The sequence below is a fragment of the Streptomyces sp. NPDC052225 genome (assembly GCF_040679615.1).
In the GTDB taxonomy this organism is placed as follows: domain Bacteria; phylum Actinomycetota; class Actinomycetes; order Streptomycetales; family Streptomycetaceae; genus Streptomyces.
Map to the genome: position 1 here is coordinate 136,950 of NZ_JBFAVD010000024.1, position 17,164 is coordinate 154,113.

At 72.0% G+C, this 17,164-nt stretch carries 10 protein-coding genes; 2 read left to right on the forward strand and 8 right to left on the reverse strand.

All coding sequences use genetic code 11. The features are described 5' to 3' along the window. Positions 1-37: 37 nt before the first annotated feature. From AB0L37_RS29640 to AB0L37_RS29650, 3 genes are all read right to left on the reverse strand, one after another. Positions 38-1,099, reverse strand: coding sequence for a helix-turn-helix domain-containing protein (locus tag AB0L37_RS29640; protein WP_365511993.1), 1,062 nt, complete (start codon positions 1,097-1,099; stop codon positions 38-40). A gap of 136 nt (positions 1,100-1,235) precedes the next feature. Further along, positions 1,236-6,011: a DNA repair ATPase gene (locus AB0L37_RS29645; protein WP_365511996.1), complete on the reverse strand. Its 4,776-nt coding sequence runs from the start codon at positions 6,009-6,011 to the stop codon at positions 1,236-1,238. Between the two features lie 85 nt (positions 6,012-6,096). Further along, complete coding sequence (locus AB0L37_RS29650) at positions 6,097-8,145, reverse strand: flotillin family protein (RefSeq protein ID WP_365511998.1); 2,049 nt, start codon at positions 8,143-8,145, stop codon at positions 6,097-6,099. Positions 8,146-8,632: 487 nt separating this feature from the next. On the opposite strand from AB0L37_RS29650, the gene AB0L37_RS29655 reads away from it, so the two are divergent. Next, positions 8,633-9,805, forward strand: coding sequence for an alanine--tRNA ligase-related protein (locus AB0L37_RS29655; protein ID WP_365512030.1), 1,173 nt, complete (start codon positions 8,633-8,635; stop codon positions 9,803-9,805). Between the two features lie 12 nt (positions 9,806-9,817). Here AB0L37_RS29655 and AB0L37_RS29660 read toward each other — a convergent pair whose 3' ends face one another. Further along, positions 9,818-10,267, reverse strand: a complete 450-nt coding sequence (locus tag AB0L37_RS29660; RefSeq protein ID WP_365512000.1) for an Lrp/AsnC family transcriptional regulator — start codon at positions 10,265-10,267, stop codon at positions 9,818-9,820. Positions 10,268-10,441: 174 nt separating this feature from the next. On the opposite strand from AB0L37_RS29660, the gene AB0L37_RS29665 reads away from it, so the two are divergent. Next, on the forward strand, positions 10,442-11,506 hold the full coding sequence (locus AB0L37_RS29665) for an asparaginase (RefSeq protein WP_365512003.1): 1,065 nt from the start codon (positions 10,442-10,444) through the stop codon (positions 11,504-11,506). Between the two features lie 2 nt (positions 11,507-11,508). Here AB0L37_RS29665 and AB0L37_RS29670 read toward each other — a convergent pair whose 3' ends face one another. From AB0L37_RS29670 to AB0L37_RS29685, 4 genes are all read right to left on the reverse strand, one after another. Continuing rightward, entirely contained in the window at positions 11,509-12,840 is a 1,332-nt protein-coding gene (locus AB0L37_RS29670; protein WP_365512006.1) for a radical SAM protein, read from the reverse strand. A gap of 61 nt (positions 12,841-12,901) precedes the next feature. Beyond that, entirely contained in the window at positions 12,902-13,582 is a 681-nt protein-coding gene (locus tag AB0L37_RS29675; RefSeq protein WP_365512008.1) for a pyridoxamine 5'-phosphate oxidase family protein, read from the reverse strand. A gap of 145 nt (positions 13,583-13,727) precedes the next feature. Then, positions 13,728-15,731 carry a beta-galactosidase gene (locus AB0L37_RS29680; protein ID WP_365512011.1) on the reverse strand — a complete coding sequence of 668 codons (2,004 nt, stop codon included), beginning with the start codon at positions 15,729-15,731 and terminating at the stop codon, positions 13,728-13,730. Between the two features lie 147 nt (positions 15,732-15,878). After that, a complete protein-coding gene (locus AB0L37_RS29685; protein WP_365512014.1) occupies positions 15,879-17,006 on the reverse strand; it encodes a glycosyl hydrolase 53 family protein in 1,128 nt (375 codons plus the stop codon). Positions 17,007-17,164 lie beyond the last annotated feature (158 nt).

The following is a 17,164-nucleotide window of genomic DNA, read 5'->3' on the forward strand; positions in this document are numbered from 1 at the left end:
TACGAGCGTATAAATTTCTGGCGGGCGCCCCGCCGGGTCAGAGCCTGCGCGTCGGCCAGTCGAGCAGGCGCGCGCCGATCACCGCCGTCTGGAGCGTGTAGCGGTGGACGGGGTCGGAGGGATCCGCGCCGGTCAGCTGGTGGATGCGGGCCAGGCGGTACGTGAACGCGCGCACGCTCAGGGACAGGCGACGGGCCGCCTCGGCCGCGACACAGCCCGCGTCGAAGTACGCGGTGAGGGTGTCGAGCAGGGGCCGGGCGCCGCCCCGCGCCTGCCGGAGGGGGCCGAGGACACTGCCCACGAGTTCGGCCATGGCCTGCCGGTCGCGGGTGAGGACGGGGTAGACGAGCAGGTCCGCCGAGCGCAGCACGGGCGCGTCGAGATCCAGGCGGGCGGCGAGGTCGAGGGCGCTCAGCGCCTCCTCGTAGGACTGGACGACGCCACCGGGGCCCGAGTGCGGGCGGCCGATGGCGACCCGGCCGCCGTCGGTGGCGGCGTAGGCCTGCTTGGCAAAGAAGGCGAGGACCTCGTCCTGGTCGCCGGGCGCGACGCAGACGAGGCGCCCGTCCTTGGTGGTGAGCAGGATGCTGCGGTCGGCGAAGCGGGCGATCAGGGCCTGCTCGACCGCGCGGAGCACGGGGTCGCCCTCGTCGTGGGCGGACTCCCCCTCGGCCACCGCGACCGCGTGCGCGAAGGACAGGCGCAGGCCGAACCGCTCGGCGCGCTCGGCGAGTCGGCCGAGATCGCTGCGGCCGTAGAGGAGGTCGTCGATGAACTCGCGGCGGGCCGCCTCCTCCTGCCGCATGGTGTGGCGCTGGGCCCGCTCGTACCCCTCGATGAGCGCGTCGACGGCCTGGGCGCTCGCGGCGAGGACGGCCTCCGTGGCGGCGCCGGTGACGAGGGAGCCGGAGGCCGTCGCCAGGTGGGCGCCGATCAGCGCCCGCAGGGGAAGCCCGGCCTCGGCGGCGCGCGCGCCGAGGGCGCGGCGCGACTCCAGTTCGTCACGGGTCAGCCGGCGGCCGGTCGAGGACGCCCTGCCGACGATGTCGGCGCAGCCCGCCAGATACTCCTCGGGTATGTCCTGTGCCGTCGTCGTCATGGTCGCCCCCGCCGTTCCGGTGCCTCGCTGACGCATTCTTAGCGCACGGGCGTGCACGGCGGGGCGATGGGGGTGCGCCGGGCGGCCCGCGCCGACCGTGGCGAAAGGGGTGCCGGCCGGGTCCGGCGGGGCGCCCTCAGCGACCACGGCCGGTGATCGCCGCTTCGACGGCGGCCAGACGGTCGGCGAGCAGGCCGAGGGCGGTGACGGCCCGCACGCCGGGGTCGCTCTGGGCGCGTACGTGGCCCGCCTTCACCTCGGCCCAGCGCGCGGCCTGACCCTCCGTCAACCGGCCCCGCAGCTCGGCGAGTTTGAGCAGGTTGGCCTCGGCACCGCTGGTCAGGGTGTGGGCCTCGCTCGTGTAGTGGTCGTCGACGACGGCGTCCCGCTCGGCGTCGTTCATGGCCGGGTCGATCCGGGCGGCGATCTTGTTCATGTCGCGGTACGAGCCCTGGAGCCGGAACGGCGGTTCGGTGCGGGTGGCCGGGTCCTGGGCCGCCGACGCGATGTAGGCCGCGTTGACGGCGAGGACCGTGGCGCGGGCCGCGACGAGGTGACGCAGGACGGCGACGACGCGGTCGCGCTCGGCGGGTGCGTACGGATGGAGAAGCCGGTCGGCGCGGGCGGCCGGGTCGCCCTCGGCGAGCCCGAGGAGGAGGTCGAGGTCGGCGCGGTCGCGGGCGGCGAGCGGCGCCAGGTGCGGGTTGGCGGTGAGCGCGTTCTCGATGAAGGAGGCGGCGAAGGCGTCCTCCTTGCCGGTCAGGACGTCGCCGAGGTTCCACACGTCGGCGCGGTTGGCGAGCATGTCGGGGACGCGGAAGCGGGCGCCCGACTCGGTGTACGGGTTGCCCGCCATGCAGACGGCGAACCGCTTGCCCCGCAGGTCGTACGTGCGCGGGGCGCCGTTCCACACCCCGTCCATGCGGCGCTGGGCGTCGCACAGGGCGATGAACTTCTGGAGGAGTTCCGGCGAGGTGTGCTGGATGTCGTCCAGATAGAGGAGGACGTTGTTGCCCGCTTCCAGGGCGAAGTTGACCTTGTCGATCTCCTGGCGGGCGGTCGCGTTCGGGGCGTCGGCGGGGTCGAGGGAGGTGACGGTGCGGCCGAGGGCGGGCCCGTCGACCTTGACGAGGATCATGCCGAGCCGGTCGGCGACGTACTCCATGAGGGTCGTCTTGCCGTAGCCGGGCGGCGAGATGAGCAGCAACAGGCCGCCCGCGCTGCCGAGTTGCCTGCTGAGGCTGTCGCCGACGAGCGGCAGGTACACCTCGTCGACGAGGCGGCCGCGCACGAACGTGGACAGGACGCGGGGACGGTGGTCGTCGAGGCGCAGCCGGGCGCGTTCGGTGGCGGCGACACGGGTGCGCAGCCGCTGGTAGGCGCGGAACCCGGGCACCGTCCTGGTCCTGAACTCCTCGGTGCGGGCGAGGAGTTCGTCGATGCGGAAGGCGAGGCGGCGGCTCTCGATCCGCGGGTGGGCGCCGAGGAGCCCGTCGACCGTGGCGGTCAGGTCCGTGGCGTTCTCGTACCGCTCCAGGTCCGGGCAGAGCTCCACGGCCACGGCCTCGGGCAGGTCGGTGGGGTCCTCGCCGGCCGCCGTGGCGTACGCGGTCAGCCACGCCTCCACCAGCTGGCGGCGGGCGGCCAGGTCGGTGACGGCCGTGACGTCGTCCTCGTAGGCCGAACTGTCCACCGTGCGGCGGAACTTGTCGAGGAGATCGCGGGTCCGCGACGCGACGACGAAGCCCGCGGGCGCGCAGCTCAGTTCGGCGAAGAGGTACTCGGCGGCCTCCTGGTCGCCGTCCATGCGCGCCGCGAGTTCGGCACGGAAGTCGTCGAGGGCGGGCGCGAGTCCGAAGGTGTCCCGCGCGCGGGCGAGGGAGGCGGCGCGCCGGGTGAGCACCTTCCGTTCCGCGTCCGGCACTTCATGCGCCCAGAAGAGCTGGGCGGCGGCGCGCGCCTTCGGGGTGTGGCGCAGCAGTCCGGCCGCGGTGTGCAGGCGCAGGAGGGCGGTGAGGATCAGAGCGGTGTCGTGGTCGTGGACGCCGCGCTCGTAGCCCTCGTCGTACGCGCTCTCGGCCGCGGCCCGTACCAGCGCGGGCAGGTCGTCGGCGGCGAGCAGCGCGTCGGCGCCGCGCTCGGCGAGGAGGCGGGCGGCGAGGTGTTCGGCGCGGTAGACGGCGGGGTTCTCGGAGGCGAGGTGCTGGTCCCAGTAGGGGCGCGTGGCGGCGAGGTCCGGGTCGGTGACGGGGGCGCGGTAGTCGGTGCCGGTCAGCGCGAAGGCCATGCCGTCGTCGTGCGGGACCAGGGTCAGGTCGAGCGGCTGGGTGTTGACGGCGAAGCGGTGGCGGCCCAGGCGCAGGGTGTCGCCGCCGTCCGCGTACAGGTCGGCGCGGTCGCGCAGGGCGCGGGCGGCTTCCCGGCGGGCGGCGTCGACGCGGCCCGCGAGTTCGTCCGCCCGTACCTGGTCGCCGAGTTCGCGCAGTTCGGCGATGGTGGCGGCGACCTTGGTGACGAGCGGGTCGGAGGCGAAGTAGGCGTGGACGTCCTCGGTCGATGCGAGGGCCGCGGCGCGGCGGGCGACGGAGGCGAGGACGCGGCCTGCGGAGCGGGCGAGACGGTCGGTGCGCCGGGCCCGCTCGTCGGTGAGGGCCTGTTTGCGGGCGGCGAAGGCCTCGTGGATCTCGGTGCGGCGGGTGTCGAGATCGTCGAGGAAGGCGTCGGACTCGGCGAACCTGCCCTGGAGTTCCTCCAGGTGGAGCAGGAGCCGGGCGAGCTGGTCGTCGCAGGCCTGCGGGGTTTCCGCGGCGGCGAGGGCGCCGGTGACGGACTGGCCGAGGAGGGCGAACTCGGCGGCGAACTCGGCGCGCCCCTCGCGCTCGGCGAGTTCGCGGCGGCGCGCGTCGAGCGTGGCGCGGGCGCGGTTGACGCCGGCCAGGGTCTCGGCGAGGTGTTCCAGGACGGTCGCGCGGACGGTGGCGTCGGCGATGTCGAGCCCGGCGACGACATCGGCGGTGGCGCTCAACTGGGCGGCCAGAGTACCCAGTTTCCCGAACGGGCCGGCGAACTCGGCGACGGTGGTGAGGGTGTCGGCGCCTGCGGCCAGTTCCTCGATGTGCCGGTGCTGGGCGGCGAATCCATCGGGCCGCGCGAGGAACGCGACGGCGCGCTGTCCGGCCGCGGCGATGTCGCCCGCGAGGTCCGCGGCGAGCGCGTCGATCCGCTCGGCGTCGACGTACCGCAGCTCCTTCAGCGACAGCAATTTGCCCTGGGCCTGGCGCAGTTCGGTGATCCGCTCGACCCATTCGGGGGCGGTGCGGGGCACCTCGCCGCGGATCCGGCGGACGAGGCCCGCGGCGCGCTCCGCGGCGTCGGCGACCGCGTCGGCCGCCTGCCGGGTCAGGTCGCGGACCGTCTCGAACTCGGTGAGCGTCTGCTCGGCCGTGGCCCGCACGGCGTCCAACGGCTCGCGCAGGGAGCCGAGTTCGGGGTCGGCGAGCCAGTGGTGGCGGTCGGCGGCGCGGGTGCAGCGCGCGGCCAGCTCCCGGTACGCGGCGGTCGTGGGCGTCTGGGAGGTGCCCGCGGCCGTGCGGGCCACCGTCAGGCAGTCGGCGATGCCCCGCACCAGGTCGGCGTTGCCGACGCGGGCCAGCGGTCCCGCGCCGGCGGGCCGCGCGGCGGCGTGCGCGTCGGACACGTACGGGGTTTCCCACACCTGGAGCGGGTGTACGCGCGCGGCTTCGCCGTCGCCGGCCCGCAGGACGAGCAGGGAGCCGTCGTCGAACAGGGCGTACCCCTCGCAGGCGATCGGGGTGGCGAACTCCTTGCGCAGGACGTTGTAGGCGAGCAGCAGGGTGCGGCACGGGCCCGGCCCGTGGAAGACGAACAGGACGTCCTCGCCGTTGGGTGAGCGCACGGTGCGCTCGTGGGCGAGGCCGGTCGTGTCCAGGGCGTCGAAGGCCTTGGACTCCCCCGTGGCCAGGACGTATCCGCCCGGGAAGACGATGCCCTGCTCCTCGGGCAGGGTGCGGCATGCCTGCCCGATGCCGTCGAGCCGGGTGGTGCGCGCGGTGAGGGTGTCGAAGACGAGGTAGCGGTCCGCGCTCTCCTTGTACGGGCGCACGCGCAGCAGGATGAGCGGGCCGATCCGGGCGTGCGCGACGTCGGCGTCGGCGAGCGACTGGAGCGGTTCGTCGACGGGTTCGCTGTAGCTGCCCTCGGCGGTCTCGGTGTCGTTCTCGGTCTTGAGGGTGAGGGTGCCGCCGAGCGTGCCGACGTAGACCTCGCCGCCGGGGATCGCGATGTGCGGGTGGCGTCCTGGGACGTGGTCGTCGCGGGTGGCGGCGGTCCAGACGAGGTCGTGCGCGGGCGGCAGGACGTGGTCGCGGTCGCCGCGCGCGTCGAGGAACTCGGCGCGGCCGTCCGCGCGGAGCGTCCAGCGCAGGACGCGGATGTCGTCGGCGCTCTCGCCGGTACGGAAGACGGCGAGCAGCTTGCCGTCGGTCAGGCGCAGTCGCAGGAGGGTCGCGGCCCGGTAGTACCGGTGCAGCGCCGCGCATTCCCGTACGAAACCGGGGTCGTCGAGCAGTCCGGGGACCGCCGTGCCGGGGAGCGGTTCCAGGCTGTGCCGGTCGTGCAGGGTGAACACGTCGGCGACGGCCGTCTCGTCGCCGGCGCCGAGCGGTGTCGTACGGCCGGACAGGAGGACGTCGCCGATCGCGACGACGTCCCTGGCCACGGCGGGCCGTTCGGTGCGCAGGTGCCGGGTGGCGGCGAGAGCGAGCCCGGCGGAGCCGAAGGCGGCGACTCGCCGCTCATTCAACTCGGCGGCGCGCGCGGCGAGTTGGGCGGCCTGTGCGGCGAGCCGGTCGCGCAGGACGTCGTAGGTGCTCGCGTCCGGACCCGTGTGCATGGGCGGATACCTCTCGTGCGCTGGTGGTGTGCGGCCGGGGTCGCCGACCCCCGTGCGGCGGCCCCGGCCGGTCCTTGGTGGCGGGTCAGTTGCGCGCGGCGGTGCCGTTGAGCTGCGTCAGCGGGAGATCGGCGAGACCCAACTGCCCTGCCTTGTCGAGGAGTTCGCGGAGCGGCCCGGCCTGCTCACCGGCGCCGCCGTTCATGAGCTTCAGCAGGAGCGCGGAGACGGTGAGGCTCTGGACGTCAGCCGTGGAGACGGAGCCGAGGATCTTCGTCAGGTCCTCGGTGAAGTTCGCCGAGCCGTCGAGCCACGGCCCCGCGAGCGCCTGCGCCGTCCGAGAGTTCTGGACGAAGCCGTCGAGGCCCTTGCCCAGCGCGATGGAGTTCACGAGCCGGTCGAAGAAGACGGAGTCGCCGCCGACGATGTCGATGTCCGCGTTCTCCAGGCCGGTGGCGAGGACGGTGGCCTGCGCCTCGGCGACCTGCCGCTGCACGTCGAGCCCGGCGAGCCGGATCTCCTTCTCGGCCTGGAGCCGCAGCCGGTACTCCTCGTGGCCGCGCGACGCCTCGTCCAGGGCGGCCATGGCGACGGCCTTCTGGTTGATGCCCTCGGCCTCAGCCTTCAGCTTCTCGCCGATCGCGGTCGCCTCGGCGAGGGCCTTGGCGCGGGCACCCTCCGCCTCCGCGCGCAGCCGTGCCTCGGTGGCCTCGGCCTCGGCGCGCCCGGACTTCTCGATGATGTCGGCTTCCTTGTCGCGGACCTGGACGTCGGCGAGGCCCGGCGCGGCCTGCTCGGCCTGGATGCCGGCGGCGAGCTTCAGCTTGGCCTGCGCGTGCAGGTCGGCGGACCTCAACTCGGCTTCGGCCAGGGTCAGTTGCTCGGCGGCGCGGTGGGTGGCGGCCTGCTCGGCGGCCTCCGCGGCCTTGATGTCCTTGACGAGCCGCTCCTGCGCCTGGGCCTCCGCGGCGATGATGACGGCCTGGCGTCCGCGCTCCGCCTCCTCGACGGCGCGCAGCTTCTTGATGGACTCCTCCTGCTCGGCGACCGTCCGGTCGACGGCGACGCGTTCCCGTACGACTTCGGCGATCTCCCGCTTCTCGGCCTCGACCTCCTTGTCGGCGGCGATCTTCGTCAGCTGGGTCTCGCGTTCCCGTGCGATGACTTCGAGGAGGCGGTCCTTCTCGATGCGCTCGTTCTCGACGGCGATGACGCGCTCACGGTTCTTCTGCGCGACGGCGACCTCGCGCTGCTGGTTCTCGCGCTGCACGCCGAGCTTCTCCTCGGTGGTGAGGAACGCGCCCTGCGAGCGCAGCCGTTCCTCCTCCACCACCCGTGCCGTCTCGGCCGCCTCGCGGGCCCGTACGGTGTCGATCTCCCGCTGCTGCTTGATCTCGGCGTCGGCCTGGCGGCGCTCAAGCTCCAGGATGGTCTCGCGGGCGTCGACGTTCTGCCGGGTGATCTCCTTCTCCTCCGTGCGCTGGAACTCGTTGGTGCGCACGTGCTCGATGGTCGTCAACTCGGTGATTTTCCGGATGCCTTGGGCGTCCAGGACGTTGTGCGGGTCGAGCTGGGAGAGCGGCGTCTGCTCCAGGTGGTCGATCGCCGCGTCCTCCAGGTGGTAGCCGTTCAGGTCGACGCCGATGACCTCGATGATCCGGTACCGCAGTTCCTCGCGCTTGGTGTACAGGTCGGTGAAGTCGAGCTGCTTGCCGACGGTCTTGAGCGCCTCGGAGAACTTCGCGTGGAACAGCTCCTGCAACGTCTTCTGGTCGCTGGCCCGCTGGGTGCCGACCGCCTGGGCGACCTTGATGACGTCGTCGACGGTCTTGTTGACCTTCACGAAGAACGAGATCCGGATGTCGGCACGGATGTTGTCCTTGCAGATGAGACCGTCGCGGCCGGTGCGGGTGATCTCGATGGCCTTCACCGAGATGTCCATGACCTCGGCCTTGTGCAGCACGGGCAGCACGACCTGCCCGGTGAACGTCACATCGACCCTGCGCATCCGCGAGACGATCAGCGCCTTGCCCTGCTCGACCTTGCGGAACAGCCGGGTGAAGGCGAACAGGAGCGCTGCGACGAACAGGACAGCGGCGACGGACACGCCGATGCCCACGGTGGTGGCATCCATGTGAAGTCCTCGGTGACGACGGCGGGACGGGTGCGGAGCAGTGGCGACGGAGGCTCACGACACACCGGTCCCGGTGCCGGACGGCGCGATCGGCGTACGCCGACTGCCGGTGTCCGGCACCGGGATCATCCTCAGTGCTCCCCCGTGCTCCATCCTGTCGCCGTGAGCGCGCCCGCGCATTGCCGGATCCCTGCAATGTTCGGCGGCTCCTGCATGCCGGTGGGCGTCAGGGAGCCGTCAAAAATCCCTGGCCCCGGCGGGGCGGTCGCGTTAGCGTCGATGCCATGAACGTCATCGGCCGCACCACCGTCACCGCGACCGCGCGAGCGACCAGCTCGCCGGTTGCCGCCGACTGACGTCCCACGTCACCCCCCTTCCCACCGGCGACCGGAAACGGCCGCCGGTGTTCCGCGTTCAGCGACGTTCCCGTACCGGCCGCTTCCGGTGCCTCCTCTCCCACAGAAGGAGTCACCCCATGCGTACCGACCTGCGTACCGACGACGTCGTCCGCACCTTCACCGAGTTCTACGAGGAACGCGGGCATCGCCCGCTCACCGGCTCGACCCTGCTGCCGCCGCCCGGCGACCCGGTCCTGTTCACCACGTCCGGCATGCATCCGCTCACCCCGTACCTGGAAGGGCGCCCGCATCCGCTCGGCCGGCGGCTCGTCAACGTACAGCGGTGCCTGCGCACCACGGATCTGGAGGAGATCGGCGATCCGACGCATCTGACGGTCTTCGAGATGCTCGGCACGTGGTCGCTCGGCGACTACGAGGGGCCGCGGAGTCTGGAGTGGGGGTACGAGCTGCTCACCGACGGTTTCGGGATCGACCCGCGGCGGCTGTACGGCACGGTGTTCGGCGGCGACGACCGCACCGGCCCCGACACCCCTTCGCTGGAGCTGTGGGAACGGCTCGGGGTGCCGGTGGAGCTGACCGTCGAGGACAACTGGTGGTCCAACGGGCCGACGGGCCCGTGCGGTCCCGACTCGGAGATCTTCCTGTGGACCGGCGACACCCCGCCCGAGTCGTCGCCGACGCGGGACGAGCGCTGGGTGGAGGTGTGGAACCACGTGACGATGCGCTACCGCCGCCTCGACGACGGTTCGCTCGTGCCGCTGCCGCAGCGCAACGTCGACACCGGCCTGGGCCTGGAGCGTCTGACCTCGCTCCTCCAAGGGCGTTCGTCGGTCTTCGAGTGCGACGTCTTCGAGCCGTGGCGCCGGCTCGTCCCCCGCCTGTGGCCGTCGCTCGGCCCCGACGAGCCGTCGCTGCGCCTGGTCTCGGACCATCTGCGCTCGTCGGTCGTGGTCGTCGGCGACGGGGTGCGGCCGTCGAACACCGGCCGCGGATACGTACTGCGCCGCCTGATCCGGCGCGTGCTCACGGTGCTGCGCCGCGAGGGCTGCGGCGGTCCGGGCGACCTGCCGGACGAGCTGATCCGGCACACCCTGGACCACTTCCGCCAGGACATGGACCCGGGACAGGTGCGCCAGGTCCTCCTCGACGAGGAGCGGCGCTTCGACCGTCTCCTGGAGCGCGGCCGCACGATCCTGGACCGCCCCCGCTTCCGGGGGCCGCTGGACGAGGAGGACCTGCATTATCTGCACGACACCCACGGCCTGCCGCGGGAGTTGGTGCGCGGCCTGCGTCCGGAGTAGGCGGACGCCTCGTCACACCGGCAGCCCCTTCGGCTCCTTCACGCGCTTCATGATGATCTGGGAGTTGACCTCGGTGACGCCGTCGAGCGTCGTGAGCCGCTCGATCCACAGGCGCTCGTACGCCGCCAGGTCCGCGACCGCGATGCGCAGGAGGCAGCCGGGGCTGCCGAAGAGGCGGTAGGCCTCGATGACGTCGGGGATGTCCTGGAGCGCGCGCTCGAACGCCTCGACGGACTCGCGGTCGCGGCGCACCTCGATGGAGACGAGGACCTCGAAGCCGCGGCCGACGGCCTCCGGGTCGACGATCGCGCGGTAGCCCTGGATGACCCCGTCCTGTTCGAGCTGCCGTACGCGGCGCATGCAGGGCGAGGGGCTGAGGCCGACGCGATGGGCGAGCTCCTGGTTGCTGAGCCGGCCGTCGACCTGGAGCTCGCGCAAGATATGTAGATCAATCCGGTCCATGGCGCAATTATGCGCTACACAATCCGCGATCATCGGCCAGGATTCGCAATCCGATTGCGCACTCCCCGATTTATCCTTGCGGGTGATCGAACGCGCGTCCGCCCGTCGCACGCGCGACACTGAGACCACCCGGCCCCACCCGGCCCGGCCCGACGTGACCGCGAGGCAAGCACCATGGAACGCATCCGGAACGAGGCGCCTCGGCGCATCACCCTCATCAGCACCGGCGGCACCATCGCCAGCCGCTGGCAGGGCACCGGTTACGCCGCCGACGCCGGCGGGGACACCGTGCTCGCCAGCGCCGCCACGCCGGACGGGGTGACGGTCGAGGTCGTCGACCTGTTCAACGTCAACAGCTCGCGGATGACCAGCGAGCTGCAACTGACGCTGCTGCGCACCGTGCGCGAGGTGCTCGCGGACCCGGGCGTGGACGGCATCGTCGTCACGCACGGCACGGACACCCTGGAGGAGTCCGCGTTCCTGCTCGACCTGTTCCACGACGACCCGCGCCCGGTGGTCTTCACCGGCGCCCAGAAGCCGCTCGGCGCGACCGACGGCGACGGTCCCGGCAACATGTACGACGCGCTGCAAGTCGCCGCGTCCGTACGGGACTTGGGCGTCCTGGTGGTCTTCGACGGTACGGTGCACGCGGCACGCGGCACGGTGAAGACGCAGACCCTGGCGGCCAACGCGTTCGCCGACCCGTCCGCCGCGGAGCCGCTCGGCCGCCTCGGCTTCGGCCGCGTCGACATCCGGCACAAGCCGGAGCGTCCGGCGCCGCTTCCGGCACCGGAGGCCGGCGCCGCGATACCGCGCGTCGACGTCGTCATGCACCACAGCGACGCCGACGCCACCCTCTTCGAGGCCGCGCTCGCCGCGGGCGCGCAGGGCATCGTGCTCGTCGCGACCGGCGCGGGCAACGCGACGCCCGAGCTGGTCGACGCGGTGGCCGCGGCCGTGCGCCGCGGCGTCCTGGTCGCCGTCTCGACCCGCGTCCCGGCCGGACCCCTCGCCGAGCTCTACACCGGCGGCGGGGCCGTGGACCTGGTCGCGGCGGGCGCCGTGCTCACCGGCACCCTGCGCGCGGGCCAGGCCCGCATCGCCGTCCTGGCCACGCTCCTGTCGGACACGGCACCCGCGTCCCGCACGGACCTGCTGCGCCGCCTGATCGCGGCGCCGGCACCGACGACACCGGCGCCGGCCACCGGGGCGACGGACGGGGAGCGGGCCGCGGCCTGACGTCAGGCCTGCGGCGTCTCCACCGCCTCCGAGTTCGGGGCCAGGCTGTCCATGAAGGAGCTGACCGAGAACACGGCGCGGCCCGCGCCCGCCGGGCCGTAGCCGGGCGGGGACGAGAGGCCGAACTCGTCCATCGTCGAGCGGTACGCGTCGAGCAGGCGGATGTGGTACTCCAGCGGCGCCCCCGCGGGGTTCGCCTTGCCGAGCGGGGTCGTCGGCTCGGGGCACCAGGTCGTGAAGCGCGGGGTGATCCCGTGCGACATGAAGAAGCGCAGGCCCTCCGTCGTCGACGCGATGGCCTCATCAACGGTCTTGAAGCCGAACGGCTCGGCCATCTCCACACCCGCGACGAAGTTCGGGATCACGTTGCGGGCGCCGAAGACCTCGGTCGAGTCGAGGATGCGCTTGTGCCACTCGTCGCGGCCGACGTAGCGCTCCTTGCCCGGGCAGTACATCTTGAAGAGGTACTCGTCCCACACCTCGTAGTTGGGGTGGTAGATCTGGACGCCGTAGTCCTTGAACCGCTGGACGTCGTCCTTGGGGAGCGCCTGGGCGACGACCTTGCCGATCCAGCGGCCCGGGAAGTGCTCCTCGATGGCCTTGGCGTAGCGACCATAGAAGTCCGCCTCGTCCAGGCCCTGGACCTTCGACGTGATCGCGCCGCCGGTGAGCGTGTACGCGGTCGACGCCTTCGCGGTGTCGTACTGGTCGATGATCGAGAGGGCCTCAAGCACCTCGTCGACGTCCTTGACGCCCGTGTAGGGGCGTCCTGCCGCCTTGTGCTGGCGCCAGTTGTGGTTGATGTCGCAGTACTGGCACTCCTCCTTGGCGCCGAAGTACTGGCACACACGGAAGGCCGTCAGGTAGATCAGGTAGCCCCACTGGATCGTGGGGGCCACCTCCATGACCGACTTCCCGTTGGAGAGCTTGTGGCGGTAGTACTCGGGCATCGGCGGGACGCCGACGTCCGAGATCCGCTTGCCGTCGAGGTAGAGGCCGAGCATGCCGGAGTCGTCGGCCGCCACCCGGTAGGGAGAGCTCGGGTTCACGCGCACCGAGACGACCGTGCGGCGCAGGTCGTAGGGGCCGCCGGTGAGGACGATCTCCTCGGGCGGACGGCGCAGCGCGGCCTCGCCGAGTTCGGGGAGGGTGCCGTGGTCGAAGGAGAAGATGAAGTACGACTTCGGCTTGACCTCGCCGTCCTCGTTGTCGCTGAGCGCCGAGGCGTCGAAGGCGACGCCGCCCCGCAGCAGGTCCTCCTTGAAGACCGCTTCTTTCGGAACGTGCGGGAAGCGCTCCATCAGGTCCTCGACGAGTGCCGTGCGGCTCTGCATCCCGTTACTCCTTGTATCTACGACGGTCCTACGGGACTCACGTTATGCCCCCGGTTGTCCCTCAGCCCTGCCGGGTCCCCGCTCGGGCCACGACGTGGGCGGGCGCCGTGATGCCGGACGGGAGCGCCGGGTCGGCGGTGGGCGCGCCCCAGCGGGAGGTCAGCGGGAGGGTGCCGGCCCACAGGCCGAGCTCCGCGTCCGGCGAGTCGCCGTCGTCCGGGGCGCCGGTGCGGATCTTGACCGAGGCCTCGTCGAGGGGCAGGGCGAGGACGGTGGTGGCGGCGAGTTCCTTGCGGCTGGGGCGGCGCGCGTAGTCCCACTGTCCCGGCGTGGAGTGCTCGGTGAGGATGCGCAGACCCTCGGTCTTCTCGGCGTCGTCGGTGAGCCGGCGCGGGATGCCGTAGATCATCGCGCAGCGGTAGTTCACGCCGTGCTCGAAGACGGAGCGGGCGAGGACGAGGCCGTCGATGTGGGTGACGGTGACGCATATCGTCGCGTCGGGGTCGGCGGCGAGGCTGCGGCTGGCCACGGAACCGTGCACGTACAGATACCGCTCGTCGCGTCCGTAGACCGTCGGTACGACCATGGGGGCACCGTCGACCATCACGCCCAGGTGGCAGACGAAGCCGGCGTCGAGGATCGCTTCGAGATCGGAGCGCTCGAAACTCGCCTTCTCCTTCATGCGGCGCAGGCGGGTGCGCTCGGTGGGCGCGAGAGTGCGTGACAGTTCCGTGTGCGTCATGCGGCGGAACAGTACTCCCGGGTGATCTCCGGGGAGTTGGGCAGGGGGTGGCGGCGCCGCACCGAAGGCCGGATGCGACGCCGCCTCGTACCGGCCGGACTTCCCCCACGGACCCCGGCCGGAGTCCTGGTACGACGCCCCTCGGTCAGACGTCGAGGCGCACGACCCGCACCGCGCCGGCGGGGACGGCCACCGCGCCCGTCGCGGGGTGGCCGGTGAGGAGTTCGGTGCCGGGGGCGGGCAGCGGCACCTTGGCCTCGTCGCCGGTGTGGTTGATCGCGAAGAGGTACGTGCCGGTCTCCCCCGTACGCGTCACCAGCTCGACGTCGCGCGGGAGTTCGGGGCGCGGCACGATCCCGGCGTCGGCCGCCGCGGCCGCGAGGACCGGGTCGAGGCCGGTCGCGGACAGCCGCGTCGAGACGTACCAGGCGGTGCCTTGCCCGTACGTGTGCCGGGTGACGGCGGGACGTCCGGCGGCGAGCCCGTCCTCGTACGACCAGACCGGTTCGGCGCCGCGCGGAACGACGAACTCCGTCCAGACGTCACCGGTGAGCCGGGCCCCTTCGGGGCCGGCGAGCGAGACCGTCTCACCGGCGAGCAGCGGGCTGAACTCCTCGACGGTCAGGCCGAGTACGTCACGGAAGGCGCCCGGGTAGGGGCCCTCGTGGACGGCGTCGTGTTCGTCGACGATGCCGGAGAAGTACGAGACGACGAGGGTGCCGCCGTTCTCCACGTACTCGCGGACGTTGAGGGCGGCGGCTTCCGTCGCCAGGTACAGCGCCGGGACGACGACCAGCGGATACGCCGACAGGTCGGCCTCCGGGTGGGCGAAGTCGACGGTGAGATGGCGGTCGTACATCGCCTCGTAGAAGGTGTCGGCGCGCTCGCGGGCGTCGTGGTCCTCGCTCGGCCGCCATGCGAGGTTCTGCGCCCACCAGGAGTGCCAGTCCCACAAGACGGCGGCGTCGGCGACGGTCCGGGTGCCCTTCAAGGGGGCCAACTCGCCGATCCAGGCGCCGAGTTCGCAGACCTCGCGCCACACCTTGGTGTCCGTGCCGCCGTGCGGGAGCATCGACGAGTGGAACTTCTCGGCGCCGCGCCGCGACTGCCGCCACTGGAAGAACATGGCGCCCTCGGAGCCGCGCGCCACGTGCGCGAGGGAGTTGCGGGCCATCTCGCCGGGGGCCTTGGCCGGGTTGCGGGGCTGCCAGTTGACCCCGGAGGTGGAGTGCTCAAGGAGGAGCCACGGGGCGCCGCCGGCCACCGAGCGGGTGAGGTCGGCGGCCATCGCCAGGTTCACCTGGGTGCGGCGGCCGTCGGTGATCAGGTAGTGGTCGTTGGTGACGAGGTCGACCTCGCGGCCCCAGGCCCAGTAGTCGATGGAGTCGCACTGGCTGAGCGCCGTCATGAAGTTGGTGGTGACGGGGATGCCGGGGGCGAGGCGGTGCAGGATGTCGCGCTCGCGCAGGAAGTTCTCGCGCAGGGTGGCGTCGGCGAAGCGCTTGTAGTCGAGCTGCTGGGCCGGGTTGCCGACGGTCGGCGTGGTGCGCGGCGGGTCGATCTCCTCGAAGGAGGCGTAGCGCTGGCCCCAGAAGGCGGTGCCCCAGACGTGGTTGACGCTGTCCACGGTCCCGTACTCGGCGGTGAGCCAGCGGCGGAAGTGGGCGGCGCAGCTCTCGCAGTAGCAGGCGCTGACCGGGACGCCGTACTCGTTGTGGACGTGCCACAGGGCGACGGCCTCGTGCCTGCCGTAGCGGCGGGCGAGTTGCTCGGTGATGCGGGCGGCCGCGTCGCGGTAGGCCTGGTTGCTGTGGCAGATGGCGCCGCGCGAACCGAAGGCGAGCCGGGTGCCGTCGGCCGTGACGGGCAGGGCGTCGGGGTGCGCCGTGTAGAACCACTTGGGCGGGACCACGGTGGGCGTGCCGAGGTCGACCGCGATGCCGTTCTCGTGCAGCAGGTCGATGACGCGGTCCAGCCAGCCGAAGTCGTAGGTGCCGGGGGCCGGTTCGAGCAGTGCCCAGGAGAAGATCCCGACGCTCACCATCGTGACGCCGGCCTCGCGCATCAGCCGGACATCTTCGTGCCAGACGGCCTCCGGCCACTGCTCGGGGTTGTAGTCGCCTCCGAAGGCGAGCCGGTGGTGCGTCATGCGGGTCTTCTCCTGAGGTTCACAGCACTGCTTGGCTGGGAGCGTGCACACATGCGGTTGCGCGGGTATGCGCCTACGTAATCCCATGTGATTGATGGTTGGCAAGTACAGTGACCGTTTCGTGCTGTAACCGGTCACAGACCGGCGTCAGGCCCGGTACGAGCCGATGGTGTAGAGCGCCGGAAGGGCCACGCTGTTGTGGTCGAACAGCGCCTGGTTCTCCCAGTTGTTGCCGGAGGAGGGGTTCGCCGGGTCCCAGCCGTTGCCGGTGGTGGCCGTCCAGAAGCCCTCCCAGTAGCAGTAGCCGAGGCCCATGCTGTTCGGGGTGGCGGCGACGGTGTCCGCGACGGCCTTCACCCAGGCGTTCTGGCCCGTCGAGCTGGCCGGGTAGCCGGAGGTGAGCTGGCTGCTGGAGTTGACCAGGTTGGCGGTGCCGTCCTTGTCGGTCAGCGTCCACGGATAGGCGGTCTCGGCGACGAACGCCGGCGTGCCGTACCGGCCGGTCACGTACGAGAGGTTGGCGGCCAGCTCGGTCAGCGTGCCGTGCCAGTACGGGTAGAAGGACATGCCGATGACGTCCCAGTGGACTCCGCGCGCCTTCATGGCGTCGAAGAACCACGTGTAGAGGCTCTGCGTACCGCCGTTGGCGAGGTGCAGGATCGTGCGGACGCCGGGCGTGGTGGCGCGGGCGGCGTTGATGCCGGAGGTCAGGAACAGGGCGAGGTTGTCGAGGTTGTTCCAGTTCCCGGTGTCCCAGAGCATGCCGCCGTTGATCTCGTTGCCGATCTGGACGAGGTCGGCGGGGGTGCCCTGGGCTGCGAGGGCCCCGAGCACGTCGGCGGTGTGGTCGTGGACGGCGGTGCTGAGCTGCGAGACGGAGTAGCCCGCCCACGCGGCCGGCTTGGTCTGGGCGCCCGGGTCGGCCCAGGTGTCCGAGTAGTGGAAGTCGATGATCGTCTTGATGCCCCAGCGGCTGAGGCGCAGCGCCATCGGGAGGATGCGCGCCTTGTTGTTGTAGCCGTCGGCCGGGTTGACCCAGACCTTGAGACGGGCATGGGTGATGCCGGCGCGGCTCAGCAGTTGGACCGGGTTGATCCGGGCGCCGTCGGACTGGTGCCAGACAGCGCCGAGCGCTTCCGCTTTGGCCACGGAGGAGAAGTCGATGCCGCGGATGGAGAGGGACGTTGCGGCGGAGGCGGGGGTTCCGGCGGCGGTGAGGAGGGCGGGGGTGGCCATGCCGGCTGCGGCGGCCTTGAGCAGGGTGCGTCTTTGCATGGCGGGTCCTTTGGCTGGTCGGGGGTTGGGTGCCCCCGGGGGCGTGTGGGGGTGGTGCGGTTTGTTGCGGGGTGCGGGTTTCGTCGTGGCTGGTCGCGCAGTTCCCCGCGCCCCTGAGATGCGCACCTTCGGTGCGGCATCTCAGGGGCGCGTCTAGG

Bases quoted from the DNA above. Each gene is read 5' to 3' on its own strand.
- AB0L37_RS29640 (WP_365511993.1), bottom strand. From the start codon at position 1,099: ATGACGACGACGGCACAGGACATACCCGAGGAGTATCTGGCGGGCTGC.
- AB0L37_RS29645 (WP_365511996.1), bottom strand. From the start codon at position 6,011: ATGCACACGGGTCCGGACGCGAGCACCTACGACGTCCTGCGCGACCGG.
- AB0L37_RS29650 (WP_365511998.1), bottom strand. From the start codon at position 8,145: ATGGATGCCACCACCGTGGGCATCGGCGTGTCCGTCGCCGCTGTCCTG.
- AB0L37_RS29660 (WP_365512000.1), bottom strand. From the start codon at position 10,267: ATGGACCGGATTGATCTACATATCTTGCGCGAGCTCCAGGTCGACGGC.
- AB0L37_RS29665 (WP_365512003.1), top strand. From the start codon at position 10,442: ATGGAACGCATCCGGAACGAGGCGCCTCGGCGCATCACCCTCATCAGC.
- AB0L37_RS29670 (WP_365512006.1), bottom strand. From the start codon at position 12,840: ATGCAGAGCCGCACGGCACTCGTCGAGGACCTGATGGAGCGCTTCCCG.
- AB0L37_RS29675 (WP_365512008.1), bottom strand. From the start codon at position 13,582: ATGACGCACACGGAACTGTCACGCACTCTCGCGCCCACCGAGCGCACC.
- AB0L37_RS29680 (WP_365512011.1), bottom strand. From the start codon at position 15,731: ATGACGCACCACCGGCTCGCCTTCGGAGGCGACTACAACCCCGAGCAG.
- AB0L37_RS29685 (WP_365512014.1), bottom strand. From the start codon at position 17,006: ATGCAAAGACGCACCCTGCTCAAGGCCGCCGCAGCCGGCATGGCCACC.